We start from the raw sequence: 12,631 nt of genomic DNA on the forward strand, positions 1-12,631 counted from the left end.
ATGTCGCTGCGTCCCTCCCTGCTCGATCCCCTCTTCGCCCCCGCGACCGTGCTGCCGGGGGCCGGCCCCAAGGTCGCCGTGCTGATCGACAAGCTCGTCGGCACGCCGGAGCGCCCGGCCCGGGTGGTCGATCTCCTGTTTCACCTGCCGCAGCGCGGCATCGCCCGGCAGCTGCGCGGCTCGATCGCCGAGGCGCCGCCCGGCGAGCCGGTGACGCTCGGGGTCACGGTGGTGGCCCACCGCCCGCCGCAGACATTGGGCGGGCGAAAGCCGTTCCGGGTGCTGGTCGAGGACCAGACCGGCGACATCACCCTGGTGTTCTTCAACCTGCCGCGCGCCCGCATCGAGAAGATGCTGCCGCTCGGCAGCCACCGCTACGTCTCCGGCCGGATCGAGCTGTGGGACGGCTTCCGCCAGATGGTCCACCCCTCGCGCATCCTCGACGAGAAGGGACTGGCCGACCTGCCGGCGGTGGAACCGATCTACGGCGCCACGGAAGGGCTGACCTCGCGGGCGATCGGCAAGCTGGCGGTGGCCGCCCTCGACCGGCTGCCGACCCTGCCCGAATGGCAGGACCGGGCCTTTCTCGACCGCCAGGGCTGGCCGGCCTTCGCCGACGCTTTGCGCACCGAGCACCGCCCGGCCGAGGCCGCCGAGACCGAGGAAGACCTGAAGACCCCGGCCCGGCGCCGCCTCGCCTATGACGAATTGCTCGCCTCGCAACTGGCGCTGGCGCTGGTGCGCAGCCGGATGCACCGCCCGCCCGGCCGCACCAATGTCGGCGACGGGGCCCTGTCGCGGCGGATCGAGGCGGCGCTCCCGTTCGGGCTCACCGGCGCGCAGACGCGGGCGCTCGCTGAGATCCGCGGCGACATGGGCTCCGACCGGCGCATGCTGCGGCTGCTCCAGGGCGATGTCGGCTCGGGCAAGACCGCTGTGGCCTTGCTCGCCATGGCCTCCGCGATCGAGGCCGGGCGCCAGGCGGCGATGATGGCGCCGACCGAGATCCTGGCCCGCCAGCATGCCGAGCGCCTGCGCCCGATGGTGGAGCAGGCGGGGCTCAAGCTGGCGCTGCTGACCGGCCGCGACCGGGCGGCGGAGCGCCGGGCGACGCTCGCCGGCCTCGCCGACGGATCGATCCACATCGTCGTCGGCACCCATGCCCTGTTCCAGGACGACGTCGCCTTCCACGACCTCGGCCTCGCCGTGGTGGACGAGCAGCACCGCTTCGGCGTGCACCAGCGCCTGGCGCTGGGGGGGAAGGGGGAGGCGGTCGACATCCTGGTGATGACCGCAACGCCGATTCCCCGCACCCTGGCGCTCACTTACTTCGGCGATATGGAGGTCTCGGTCCTCGACGAGAAGCCGGCCGGCCGCCAGCCGATCAAGACGGTGCTGGTCTCGACCGACCGGATCGAGGAGGTGACGCTCGGCCTGGAGCGGGCGCTGGCCAAGGGCGACCGGGTCTACTGGATCTGCCCGCTCGTCGCCGAATCCGAATATGTCGACCTCGCCGCCGCCGAGGAGCGGTTTTCCGCGTTGCGCGAGCGCTTCGGCGACGCGGTCGGCCTCGTCCACGGCAAGATGCCGGGCAAGGACAAGGACGAGGCGATGGAGCGCTTCGCGGCCGGCGACACCAAGATCCTGGTCTCGACCACCGTGGTGGAGGTCGGCGTGGACGTGCCGCAGGCCACCGTCATGGTGATCGAGCATGCCGAGCGCTTCGGCCTGGCGCAGTTGCACCAGCTGCGCGGCCGGGTCGGGCGGGGCTCCGGCGCCTCGACCTGCCTCCTGCTGTTCAAGGGACCGCTCGGCCAGGTCTCCCGCGCCCGGCTCGAGATGATGCGCGAGACCGAGGACGGCTTCCGTATCGCCGAGGAAGACCTGCGCCTGCGCGGGGAGGGCGAGGTGCTGGGCACCCGCCAGTCGGGGCTGGCCGCCTTCCGGCTCGCCCGGCCGGAGGCGGACGGCGACCTGATCGTCGCGGCGCGGGACGACGCACGACTGATCGTCGAGCGCGATCCGGGGCTCAAGTCGGAGCGGGGCGAGGCGTTGCGGGCGCTGCTCTACCTGTTCGAGCGCGACGCGGCGGTGAAGCTGCTGCAGGCAGGGTAAGACGATCGCGAGCCTGTGGAACCGGAAACCTGATGCGTCCCAGACGCGACCTCATCCTGGGGTGCAGCCGCGCGGCACCCCAGGATGAGGTCGCGGAGAGATGATCCTATGGTACCCCGGCAGATCCTCAGAATTCCGGCTCGTTCAGCACCCGCGTACCGATGCGGCTCTGCAGGTCGACCGGCGAGCCGGTCTGCTGGCCGGCGGCGTCGACCTCGATCACCGGGACGCCGGCGCCGCGCATCTGCTCGCGCAGGCGCTCCGACAGCATCCGGAACGCGCCGCCGGTATCGCGGGGCGGAACGTGCAGCAGCACCGCCGCCGGACGCGGCATCATCGCCAGCACGTCGTCGGCCGCCTCCAGGGAGGCGGTGACGCTGGCATATCCCAGCTCGGCCAGCTCGGCGGAGAGGGCCCGGTCGACGGCGCGGTGGCCGTCGTCGACGACGAGAACTTTTTGCAGCGCACCCATGGTCAAGCGTTAGCCGATCGCGTGCCTCTCGTGAAGGCACCGGGGCAGTAACGCCGTGAGCCGACGAAAGTTCACCATCCTCGCAGGGCGGGAACCGCCGGGCAGCCCCGGCCCGGACCCGGTGGAGAGCCGTCAAACGACTGCTGCGAAAGGTGTTTTCGCGGGGATGATGGGGGTGAAAAATTTGCCGGCGCGCTACTGGATCTCCGCGACCCCGGTGGCGACGCCGGCGAAGAGCGAGGCCCGGAAGCGGGACGCCATCCATCCGTCCGGATTTTCGTCCACGGTGATGCCGCGGCGCAACATGCGGGCGGCGCAGGCCGGCCCGCGGAAGCCCAGGCGCCCGTCCGGATCGCGGCGAAGCTGGATCAGGCCGCCGCGATCGGTGGCCAGGGCGGCCCGTTCGGGGGCCGCCAGCACCAGGCCGACATCCTGGGCGTCGCGCCGGCCGCAGAGCAGGGCGACCTCGTCGAAGGCCACGATGTCGACCACGCCGGCCCGGCCGGGCAGGCGGGCGCTGAGGCGGCAGGGAGCCCGGTGGACGTAGGCGAGGGTGCGCAGGCGGCCCGGCACGGTGGTGCGGGAGAAGCCCGCTTCCATCCAGGCCGGCGCCACGAGGTGGGTCGGCACCGGCTGGTCGAGGGCGGCCGAGAGGGCGCTCGCATCGAAGACCGGGTGGCATTCGAGGGTGGCCCCGGCGAGCAGCGCGGCGGTGAGCCCGGTGGCGAGGCCCTTGAGGTCGCCCGGTGGCAGGAGGCTGAGGATCCGCTCGCCCGGCTCGACCCGCATCGGCACCAGGCAGCCCGCGGCGGCGGCCGTCAGCGCCTCGGCCTCGCGCCGCACCGGCAGGGGAGCGCCCTCGGGCTCGGGCGGGGGGCCGGCGGCGCGCAGGGGCGCGGGCACCGGCGAGAGACCCGGAAACGCGAAGGTGATGAGGCCGGCGGCCGGCCCGGTGCCGAGCGAGGCGGCGTCGCCCCGGTGGTCGAGAACGACCTGGTCGAGGCCGATCACCCCGTCCGGCACGTGCGGCCCGAAGGCGGCGATGAAGCGCAGGGGGAAGTAGCGCATCGCGACCCGGCAGAGCTTCTCCGCCGGCCGCTCGGTCCCGAGCACGCCCTGGGTCAGGACCGCGAGGATCTGCGCCGCCTCGATGGCCTGGAGCAGGCGGTCCTCGTCCCAGGTGACCGGCAGCGGGCAGGGGATGTGGCCGGCCTGCTCGATCGCCAGGAAGGCGAGATGCGCCTCGGCCATGCCGGCCATGCACAGGCCGACGGGGCTCCGCGGCGGCAGCCGCAGCTGCTGCAATCCTTCCGCGAGCCGGGCGACGATCTCGCGGGCGGCGGCGTAGGTCCAGGCGATGGCGGGGCGGCCGCACCAGGAGGGCTTGCTCGCCTGGTCGATGAGCGCGACGCGGGCGGGATGCCGGTCGGCGACGGCGGCCAGAAGGGCGCCCAGCCCCATCGAGGATTGGGGGAGCGCCGGCGCCGGGCCGCCCGGGGGCACCACGAGGCCCAGGGACGACGCGTCGTCTCGTCTCATCGTCGCCTGAGCCGCCACCGCCGTCATCCCGTCCGCCCCCGCCGCATCGGGCACCATGCCGGCATATGGTTAAGGGCGTTTTAAGCTTACGGGCCTCTCGCGGTCGGCGAAGGGATCGGCTAAGGGGCCTTTCGGTCGGCGGCCGAGGCCTTGCCTTCGCCTCAATCCGGGGGAAAGCAGGCGCCCCGGAGGCCGGGCGGAGCCCTTCGGCCGCTTTCCGCCTGCTGTCGGCGCACCCGCCCCGCGGGTCCCTGCGCCACCGGCCACCGACGTCCTGCCGTTTGAGGGGTCCACTCCTGATGTTCTTCGCGAATCGTCCCGCGCGCCCGAACCAGGCCGCCATCGCCTTCGCCCTGGCCGGCCTCGGGCTCGGTCTCGCGGCCGCCCCGGCGCTCGCCCAGCCCAAGAAGCCGGCCGCCCCCGCGCCGGCTCCCGCCCAGCAGGCCGCCCCGGCCGCGCAGGGCCAGCAGCAGACCGGCCCGATGGTGGTGCAGGTGAAGCCGGAGCCGTCCCAGACCGACTGGACCAAGGTCTGCGGCAAGGACCAGGGCAGCGGCAACGAGGTCTGCTACACCACCCGCGACTTCGTCTCCGACCAGGGCCAGGCGGTCCTCGCGGTGGCGGTCTACGACATGAAGGGCCCGCAGGGCGCCAAGGTGGTGCGCTTCCTGATGCCGCTCGGCCTGCTGCTGCAGCCCGGCATCCGCTTCACCGTCGATAACGGCCAGCCGACCCCCGGCCGCTACGCCGTCTGCTTCCCGAACGGCTGCTTCGCCGAGGCCCCGGGCCTGAAGGACGAGGTCGTCGCCGCGATGAAGAAGGGCACGACCCTGAACGTCAGCGTGCAGAACCAGATGCAGCGCGAGGTCACCTTCGCGGTGCCGCTGGCCGGCTTCGGCAAGGCCTTCGACGGCGCCCCGATCGACCCGAAGGTGCTCGAGGAGCAGCAGAAGAAGCTCCAGGCCGAGCTGGAGAAGCGCAGCGAGGAAATGCGCAAGCAGCTCGAGCAGAAGGGCGGCGCCGCGGCTCCGGCGGCGACTCCGGCCAAGTAAGACTTTCGGCCAAGTAAGACCTTCCGGCCGAGCAAGACCTCAGGCAAGGCGCCAAGCAGCGTCGCAGGGGACGGCCCCCGCGCCTCGACCGGGGCGCGGGGCTCGAACCGGCCGAGATCGGAGCGCCCCGGCATCGATGCCTCGATGCCGGGGCGCTCCGCATGGTTGGGATTCCGGCCGGGACCTCACCGCCGCAGGCCGCGGGTCACCCAGTATTCGCGGGGCACGCAGATGCCGAGCGGGGTCGCGAACCGCGCGTGGAAGGCGATGAAGTCGCGGCGCAGGGCGGCGCGGCGCTCCTCGTCCAGGCTCGCGGCCAGGGCCTTGGTCGGCCCGTAACCGGTGGAGAAGGTCTCCCAGGCCGCCTCCGGGCTCGGCTCGCGGTAGAACGAGACGCCCTTCTCGAAGGCGAGGTCGAAGTCGCGGCCCAGAAGCTCCGTGATCCGCTCGGTGCGGCCCCACTCGAAGGGCGAAGGCGGGGCCGGCGCGGGCGGCGGCGGCATGTAGGCCTTCATCACCCGGAACATCTCGAACACGGCGCCGTCCGGCGTCCAGGTGGTCAGCGCGATGCGCCCGCCCCGGCGGCAGACCCGCGCCAGTTCCGCCGCCGCATCCTCCGGACGGCTGGCGAACATCACGCCGCAGGTCGAGATCACCGCGTCGAAGGCGCCGTCGTCGAAGGGCAGGCTCTCGGCATCGCCGACCCGGTAGGCGATGGCGAGACCCTCGGCCTGGGCCCGCCCGGCCGCGAAGGCGATTAGGTCGGCGCCGAGATCGACGCCCACGACCTCCGCCCCGCTGCGGGCGACCAGGCGCGAGGTCCAGCCGGTCCCGGTGGCGAGGTCGAGGATCCGCTCGCCCGGCCGCGGGTCCAGGCGCAGCACGCAATGCGCGATGCTGTCGGCGATCCCCCGGCTGATCTCCTCGTAGCGGCCGCCTCCGGAGTTCCAGATGTCGGCCGGCCTGGCGTTGTGCGGTTGGATCCCGCTGCTCATGACCACCTCCCGTTCGCGCAGGAAGCACCGCTCCGGCGATCGGCCGATCGCCGCGATGGGTGATAGACAGTCGAATGCCTGCAAGACTGGCCACCAAGACTGGCCATCTTGCAGGACTGGAGACAGTCTATGACAAAGCGACCGATCTTCGTTCACATAAGTTGCTCCGGCATCGAGCCGGCCGGAGCGGCCGACCCTGGTCCCGGGGCGGCCTCGGAGCCAGAAACGCGACGCGGGCCGGGCGACGCCGCCCGGCCCGCGTCTCCGGCCCGTGTCATGGAATGCGTCTCGGAATGCGTCTCGCGGGGAGGCCCGGGAGCGGGCGCCGCGCGGCCTCAATTCGCCGCGTCGGCCCGCATGCGGTAGCCCCCGTCGGCATCGCGCTCGAACATCTCGGCGATGCGGGCATGGCGCAGGGCTTCGCCGGAATGGTCCGGCACCAGGTTCTGCTCCGAGACGTAGGCGACGTACTCGGTGTCCTGGTTCTCGGCGAGCAGGTGGTAGAACGGCTGGTCCTTGGACGGCCGCACCTCCTCGGGGATCGCCTGCCACCATTCCTCGGTGTTGGCGAAGACCGGGTCGACGTCGAAGATGATGCCGCGGAACGGGTAGATCCGGTGGCGCACCACGTCGCCGATATTGAACTTGGCGAGGCGGATGACCGCACCGGACGGCGCGGCCGCGGCGGGCTGCGGGGAGGGCATGGCGGAGAAGGTCTGTCCGAGGGGCATGAGCGTCAACATAGGATGACGGGGGCGGGATTGCACCGGTGCGAGGCCTGCACGCGGCGCAGAGGCCCGCCCCCGGGCCCTCACGATGCCGGGAGCCCTTACGCGTCGAGGCCGTAGGCGCGGGCGAGGTCGGGATCCTTGGCCGCCACCAGCCGCGCGAGGTTCACGATCACGCTGGCCTGCTTCCAGGTGGCGTCGTCCTGCATCTTGCCGTCGAGCATCACCGCGCCGGTGCCGTCGGGCATCGCCTCCAGGATGCGCTTGGCGAAGGCGACCTCGGCCGGATCGGGCGCGAAGACGCTCTTGGCGATCGCGACCTGGCTCGGATGCAGGGTCCAGGCCCCGGCGCAGCCCATCAGGAAGGCGTTGCGGAACTGCACCTCGCAGGCGGCCGCGTCGGAGAAATCGCCGAACGGGCCGTAGAACGCCTTGATGCCGTTGGCCTGGCAGGCATCGACCATGCGGGCGATGGTGTAGTGCCAGAGGTCCTGCTGCACGCTCGCCCGCTCGGCGGAGCCGGGGGTCGGGTCGGCGATGACCTTGTAATCGGGGTGGCCGCCGCCGACCCGGGTGGTCTTCATGCCGCGCGAGGCCGCGAGGTCGGCCGGGCCGAGGCTCATCCCGTGCATGCGCGGCGAGGCGCAGGCGATGGCATCGACATTCGCCACGCCCTCGGCGGTCTCCAGGATGGCATGGACCAGGATCGGCTTCGTGACGCCGGCCCGGGCCTCGAGCTGCGCGAGGAGTTGGTCGACGTAGTGGATGTCCCAAGGGCCCTCGACCTTCGGCACCATCACGACGTCGAGCTTGTCGCCGACTTGCGCCACGATCTCGATCAGGTCGTCGAGCAGCCAGGGGCTGTTGAGGGCGTTGACCCGGGTCCACAGGCCGGTGCCGTGGCGGGCGAAGTCCGTGTCCCGCGCCAGGGCGATGAACCCTTTCCGGGCATTCAGCTTCTGGTCGGCCGGGACCGCGTCCTCGAGGTTGCCCAGCACCACGTCGACCTGGGCCGCGAGTTCCGGCACCCGGGCCCGGACCTTGTCGTTGTGCGGCGGCACGAAGTGGATCATGCGCTCCAGCCGCACCGGCAGCTCGCGGAACGGGGCCGGCGCCCCGGAGGCCAGGGGCTGGAAGAAGCGGCGCGGCAGTTTCATGGGCGGATCCTCCAACCTCCGGCGGGCCCCGCGTCGCGGGTTCCTCGCCGTGACGGAGGGTTAGAGCAGGGGCGGCTCGGGCGTAAAGGGGCCGCGCCTCGGCAGATGGTCGTGCCCTCGGTCGTGCGATCGGCGACGGGACCGACGGGCCGCGCGGCGGCGGCCCGCCTTCGACCGGGGCGGCCTCATGCTTTCGGCGGATCGCGCGGCCGGGCTACGCCCGAATCGCGCCGCGACCTGTCTCGAGGGCACCACCCCAAGTCACCGCATGTCGACTTGTGGATTTTCGATCGAGGATTAGTCTCCGGATACCGGCGACGGAACAACAGAGACCGGGTGGTGCGGCGGCCGGACTGGCGGGTATCCGGCTCCCTCGCCCCATGATCTGACAAATGGGGCACGAGAATCCTGCGCACACGTGTTCTTTCGCACATGCAGCAGGGAACGTAAGCCTCACCGTAGCGTTCACCGGGCGAGGCGGGCGGCGGAGGACAGAATCCATGTCCCGAGAGATGAATCGGCGCGGGTTTGCCGGCGCCGCGATGATGATGCTCGCCTTCGGCACGGTCGCGGGATCGGGCCGTGCCGAGGCCGGCACGGTGGCCGACCGGCAGCGCTCGACGGTGCGGGCGAGCTTCACGGCGCAGGACCTCGCCGCGGCGCGCCCGGAGGGGCTGCCGGCGTCCGTGCGGCTGGCCGGCGACGACCCGGCGGCGTTCCGGGCCTTCCTCGACAATGCGCCGATGGCCTCGCGCGCGCCCTGGCTCGCCCTCTCCGGCGGCGGCGAGAACGGCGCCTTCGCGGCCGGCCTGCTGAAGGGCTGGACCCGCGCCGGCACGCGGCCGGATTTCGGCGTCGTCACCGGCGTCTCGACCGGCGCGCTCATCGCCCCCTTCGCCTTCGTCGGCGCGTCGCAGGACGAGGCCCTGGAGAAGGCCTACACGGAGACCTCCGCCGCGGACGTGTTCGAGTTCGGCGGCGGCCCGGAGAGCCTCACCGATACCTGGCCGCTCAAGCGCGGCATCGAGCGCAGCGTCACGCCGGCGCTCCTGGAGGCGGTGGCGGCGGAGCACCGCAAGGGCCGCCGCCTCCTCGTCGTCACCACCGAGCTCGATTCCCTGCGTCCGACCCTGTGGGACATGGGCGCCATCGCGGCCGTCGGCGGACCCGCCGGGCTCAAGCTGTTCCGCGAGGTGATGCTGGCCTCCGCGGCGATCCCCGGCATCTTCCCGCCGGTGATGATCGATTCCGTCGGCCCCAAGGCCCGGCGCTTCCAGGAGATGCACGCCGATGGCGGCGCCACGGCGCCGTTCTTCGTCGCCCCCGGCCGCATGCTGCTCGCGCCGATCGCGGGCATCCCCGCCGAGGAGAACCGGCTGCCGGCGCCGGCCGTCTACGTCGTCGTCAACACCTCGCAGGCGCCGGACTTCCAGGTCGCCCAGCGCTCGATGCTGAGCATCCTCGGCCGCTCGCTCTCGGCGATGATCAAGGCCCAGACCGGCGGCGCCATCGCGGTGACGAAGGGCTTCGCGGCGCGCACCGGTCTCCCGCTCCACGTCGCCACCATCGACGAGCGCTTTTCGCAGACCTCGCAGGCACCGTTCGAGCAGGGCTACATGCGGGCCCTGTTCGCCCACGGCGAGCGGCTGGGCAAAGCCGGCACGGCCTTCGACTGGTCGCCCGACAGCATGGTCACCAGCGCGACGGGGCGCCGCGCCAGCACCGCGCCGTGACGCGATCCGTCACCCTCGCATCAGCGTCGGCGTCCCCAGCCGCGGGGTCACGCCCTCGCGCATCACCAGGCGGCGCAACGGCGCGATGGTCGAGAGGGCGAGCAGCCCCGCCCCCCGGGCGAAGTCGCTGGGCAGGAAGGCGGTGAGCAGGCTGCGGTTGAGGGTGTCGACCGCACCGGTGCGCAGGCGGGCGTCGAGGGCCCGGCCGCGGGCGAAGCCGGCCAGCACCGAATCGGCCCCGGCATCGCGCGCCCCCGCCACGGCGTCGCGCAAGGCCGCGGCGTCGCGAAGCCCGAGATTCAGCCCCTGCGCTCCGATCGGCGGGAAGACGTGGGCGGCCTCGCCGACCAGCGCGAGGCGCGGCCCGACCGGCCGCGGCACCGACAGGCCGCGCATCGGCACCAGGCCCCGCGGCCCGTCGATCCGCATGGCGCCCAGCATCGACTGCGCCTGCCGCTCGATCGCCCGGGCGAGCGCGTCGTCGTCGAGGGCGCTCAGGGCCTCCGCCCGCGCTTCCGCCGAGACCCAGACCAGGCTGGAGCGGCGCCCGCCCGGCAGCGGCACCAGGGTGAAGGGCCCCTCGCGGGTGTGGAACTCGGTCGAGACCTCGCGGTGGTCGCCCGCATGGGCGAGGATCGTGGTCAGCGCCTTCTGCGGGTAGGTCCAGCGCCGCGCCGCGAGGCCCGCCGCCTCGCGCAAGGGCGAGCCGCCGCCATCGGCCGCGACGACGAGGCGGGCCGCGACGCTGCCGCCGCCCTCCAGCGCCAGCACGGCCCGGTCCCCGGCCAGGGTGCGGCCGGCGGCGTCGTGCTCGATCAGCGCCAGCTCCGGAACCTCACGGGCGCGGGCGCGCAGGGCCTCGACCAGGCGCCGGTTCTCGATGTTCCAGCCGAAGGCGTCGAGGCCGATCTCGCGGGCGACGAAGCGGGCCGGCGGCGGGCGGAACAGGCTGCCGGTGTCGTCGATCAGGTGCATCTCGGACAAGGGCGCGGCCTGGGGCTCCAGGCCCTTCCAGGCGCCGAGCGCCCGCAGGAGCCGCACCGAGCCGTCGAGCAACGCCACGGTGCGCCCATCGGCCACGGGGGCGTGGCGGCCGATCAGCACCGTGCGCACCCCGTCGCGGGCGAGCGCCAGGGCCGCGGCGAGGCCGACCGCGCCGGCGCCGACCACCGCCACGTCGTAGAGGGGCCCTTCGGACTTCGGCTCGGCTGTCTGGCTCACGACACGGGTCCTCGAACAAGCGTGCGGGTGATCTGGGTCACGCGGGGCCGGTCCGCCATCGCGGCCATTGCCGCAGGCGCCCCGGCACCTATGATCCCGGCCGCAAACCAAGACCTAAGGTGGGAGCGAACGATGCCCAAGGCGATCCGGATTCACGAATACGGCGGCCCCGAGGTGATGCGCTACGAGGACGTCGCGGTCGGCGATCCCGGGCCGGGCCAGATCCGGGTGCGCCAGAGCGCGATCGGCGTCAACTTCATCGACATCTACTTCCGCTCCGGCCTCTACAAGGCGCCCCAGCTCCCCTTCACCCCCGGCAACGAGGGCGCCGGCAAAGTGGTGGCGGTCGGCGAGGGCGTCACCGGCTTCTCCCCCGGCGACCGGGTCGCCTACGGCTCGGCCTCCGGCACCTATGCCGAGGAGGTGGTGATCGACGCCAAGTCGGTGGTGCGCCTGCCCGACGGCATCGACGACGACACCGGCGCCGCGATGATGCTGAAGGGCCTCACCACCCAGTACCTGCTGCGCCGGACCTACAAGGTGCAGCCCGGCGACACGATCCTGTTCCACGCCGCCGCCGGCGGCGTCGGGCTGATCGCGACGCAATGGGCCAAGCACCTCGGCGCCACGGTGATCGGCACCGTCGGCTCGCCGGACAAGGTGGCGCTCGCCCGCGAGCACGGCTGCGACCACGTCATCCTGTACCGGGACGAGGATTTCGCCGCTCGGGTCAAGGAGATCACCGGCGGCAAGGGCTGCCAGGTCGTCTATGACGGCGTCGGCCAGGCGACCTTCCCGGCCTCGCTCGATTGCCTCAGGCCCTTCGGATATTTCGTGAATTTCGGCAGCGCCTCGGGCCCGGTCACGCAGTTCGACATCAACCTGCTGGCCCAGAAGGGCTCCCTCTACGCCACGCGGCCGACCCTGTTCACCCACACCGCCGACCGGGCGGTGCTGGAGGAGATGGCCGCCGACCTGTTCGAGGTGGTGCGGAGCGGCGCGGTGAAGATCCCGGTCCATACCCGGGCGAAGCTCGCCGACGCCCCGAAGGTCCATGCCGACCTCGCCGGGCGCCAGACGACCGGTGCGACGGTGATGCATCCCTGATAGGCTGACGCGGCGACATCCGGGGCGACTCGTCCCGGATGGGCGGAGACCCCGACGCGATGACCTCCTACGCCCTGCGCGCGACCGAGACCGACCTGCTCCTCGTCATCGACGTCCAGGCCGATTTCCTGCCCGGCGGCGCGCTGGCGGTGCCGGACGGCGACGCGGTGATCGCGCCGATCAACGCGCTCGCCCGCCGCTTCCGGCACGTCGCCCTGACCCAGGATTGGCACCCGGCGGGCCACGCCTCCTTCGCCGCGAGCCATCCGGGTCGGCACCCCTTCGAGACCGTGACGCTGCCCTACGGCGATCAGGTTCTGTGGCCGGAGCATTGCGTGCAGGGCACCCCCGGCGCGGAGCTGTCGCCCGGCCTCGACCTGCCCCACGCCCAGCTGGTGATCCGCAAGGGCTACCGGCCGGGCATCGACAGCTACTCGGCCTTCCGCGAGGCCGACCGCACCACCTCGACCGGACTCGCCGGCTATCTGCGCGAGCGCGGCTTCACCCGGGTC

The 12,631-nt window shown here is 72.7% G+C and carries 11 protein-coding genes; 5 read left to right on the forward strand and 6 right to left on the reverse strand.

Features of this window, described 5'->3' with window-relative positions:
• Positions 1-2,115 carry an ATP-dependent DNA helicase RecG gene (gene recG, locus VQ03_RS03130; RefSeq protein WP_048449404.1) on the forward strand — a complete coding sequence of 705 codons (2,115 nt, stop codon included), beginning with the start codon at positions 1-3 and terminating at the stop codon, positions 2,113-2,115.
• Positions 2,116-2,242: 127 nt separating this feature from the next.
• On the opposite strand, the gene VQ03_RS03135 is transcribed toward recG, so the two are convergent.
• Together VQ03_RS03135 and VQ03_RS03140 are read right to left on the reverse strand one after the other, a co-directional pair.
• The gene (locus VQ03_RS03135; RefSeq protein WP_048449405.1) at positions 2,243-2,587 is read right to left on the reverse strand and encodes a response regulator; all 345 of its coding nucleotides are present in this window, start codon (positions 2,585-2,587) and stop codon (positions 2,243-2,245) included.
• A gap of 195 nt (positions 2,588-2,782) precedes the next feature.
• Positions 2,783-4,183, reverse strand: a complete 1,401-nt coding sequence (locus VQ03_RS03140; RefSeq protein ID WP_245291941.1) for an AMP-binding protein — start codon at positions 4,181-4,183, stop codon at positions 2,783-2,785.
• A gap of 242 nt (positions 4,184-4,425) precedes the next feature.
• On the opposite strand from VQ03_RS03140, the gene VQ03_RS03145 reads away from it, so the two are divergent.
• Positions 4,426-5,178, forward strand: coding sequence for an invasion associated locus B family protein (locus tag VQ03_RS03145; protein WP_048449406.1), 753 nt, complete (start codon positions 4,426-4,428; stop codon positions 5,176-5,178).
• A gap of 185 nt (positions 5,179-5,363) precedes the next feature.
• Here the strand turns inward: VQ03_RS03145 and VQ03_RS03150 are convergent, their stop codons facing one another.
• The 3 genes from VQ03_RS03150 to VQ03_RS03160 form a co-directional block, all read right to left on the reverse strand.
• Positions 5,364-6,173 carry a class I SAM-dependent methyltransferase gene (locus tag VQ03_RS03150; protein ID WP_048449407.1) on the reverse strand — a complete coding sequence of 270 codons (810 nt, stop codon included), beginning with the start codon at positions 6,171-6,173 and terminating at the stop codon, positions 5,364-5,366.
• Positions 6,174-6,508: 335 nt separating this feature from the next.
• On the reverse strand, positions 6,509-6,877 hold the full coding sequence (hspQ, locus tag VQ03_RS03155; RefSeq protein ID WP_048449414.1) for a heat shock protein HspQ: 369 nt from the start codon (positions 6,875-6,877) through the stop codon (positions 6,509-6,511).
• Positions 6,878-7,002: 125 nt separating this feature from the next.
• The gene (locus tag VQ03_RS03160) at positions 7,003-8,058 is read right to left on the reverse strand and encodes an HpcH/HpaI aldolase/citrate lyase family protein (protein ID WP_048449408.1); all 1,056 of its coding nucleotides are present in this window, start codon (positions 8,056-8,058) and stop codon (positions 7,003-7,005) included.
• 500 nt (positions 8,059-8,558) lie between these two features.
• Here VQ03_RS03160 and VQ03_RS03165 point away from each other — a divergent pair, with 500 nt between their 5' ends.
• Positions 8,559-9,791 (forward strand): patatin-like phospholipase family protein, encoded by a 1,233-nt coding sequence (locus VQ03_RS03165; protein ID WP_048449409.1) that lies wholly within the window; start codon positions 8,559-8,561, stop codon positions 9,789-9,791.
• A 9-nt stretch (positions 9,792-9,800) separates the two neighbouring features.
• Here the strand turns inward: VQ03_RS03165 and VQ03_RS03170 are convergent, their stop codons facing one another.
• Complete coding sequence (locus tag VQ03_RS03170; protein WP_048449410.1) at positions 9,801-11,012, reverse strand: UbiH/UbiF family hydroxylase; 1,212 nt, start codon at positions 11,010-11,012, stop codon at positions 9,801-9,803.
• A gap of 132 nt (positions 11,013-11,144) precedes the next feature.
• On the opposite strand from VQ03_RS03170, the gene VQ03_RS03175 reads away from it, so the two are divergent.
• Together VQ03_RS03175 and VQ03_RS03180 are read left to right on the forward strand one after the other, a co-directional pair.
• Positions 11,145-12,119, forward strand: coding sequence for a quinone oxidoreductase family protein (locus tag VQ03_RS03175; RefSeq protein ID WP_048449411.1), 975 nt, complete (start codon positions 11,145-11,147; stop codon positions 12,117-12,119).
• A gap of 59 nt (positions 12,120-12,178) precedes the next feature.
• Positions 12,179-12,631, forward strand: a 453-nt coding sequence (locus VQ03_RS03180) for an isochorismatase family protein (RefSeq protein ID WP_048449412.1), incomplete at its 3' end; no start/stop codon positions are given.

The organism is Methylobacterium tarhaniae, assembly GCF_001043955.1.
GTDB lineage: Bacteria > Pseudomonadota > Alphaproteobacteria > Rhizobiales > Beijerinckiaceae > Methylobacterium > Methylobacterium tarhaniae.

Excerpts from the sequence above, each read along its gene's own strand:
- recG (WP_048449404.1), top strand. The coding sequence starts at position 1 with ATGTCGCTGCGTCCCTCCCTGCTCGATCCCCTCTTCGCCCCCGCGACC.
- VQ03_RS03135 (WP_048449405.1), bottom strand. The coding sequence starts at position 2,587 with ATGGGTGCGCTGCAAAAAGTTCTCGTCGTCGACGACGGCCACCGCGCC.
- VQ03_RS03140 (WP_245291941.1), bottom strand. The coding sequence starts at position 4,183 with ATGGTGCCCGATGCGGCGGGGGCGGACGGGATGACGGCGGTGGCGGCT.
- VQ03_RS03145 (WP_048449406.1), top strand. The coding sequence starts at position 4,426 with ATGTTCTTCGCGAATCGTCCCGCGCGCCCGAACCAGGCCGCCATCGCC.
- VQ03_RS03150 (WP_048449407.1), bottom strand. The coding sequence starts at position 6,173 with ATGAGCAGCGGGATCCAACCGCACAACGCCAGGCCGGCCGACATCTGG.
- hspQ (WP_048449414.1), bottom strand. The coding sequence starts at position 6,877 with ATGCCCTCCCCGCAGCCCGCCGCGGCCGCGCCGTCCGGTGCGGTCATC.
- VQ03_RS03160 (WP_048449408.1), bottom strand. The coding sequence starts at position 8,058 with ATGAAACTGCCGCGCCGCTTCTTCCAGCCCCTGGCCTCCGGGGCGCCG.
- VQ03_RS03165 (WP_048449409.1), top strand. The coding sequence starts at position 8,559 with ATGTCCCGAGAGATGAATCGGCGCGGGTTTGCCGGCGCCGCGATGATG.
- VQ03_RS03175 (WP_048449411.1), top strand. The coding sequence starts at position 11,145 with ATGCCCAAGGCGATCCGGATTCACGAATACGGCGGCCCCGAGGTGATG.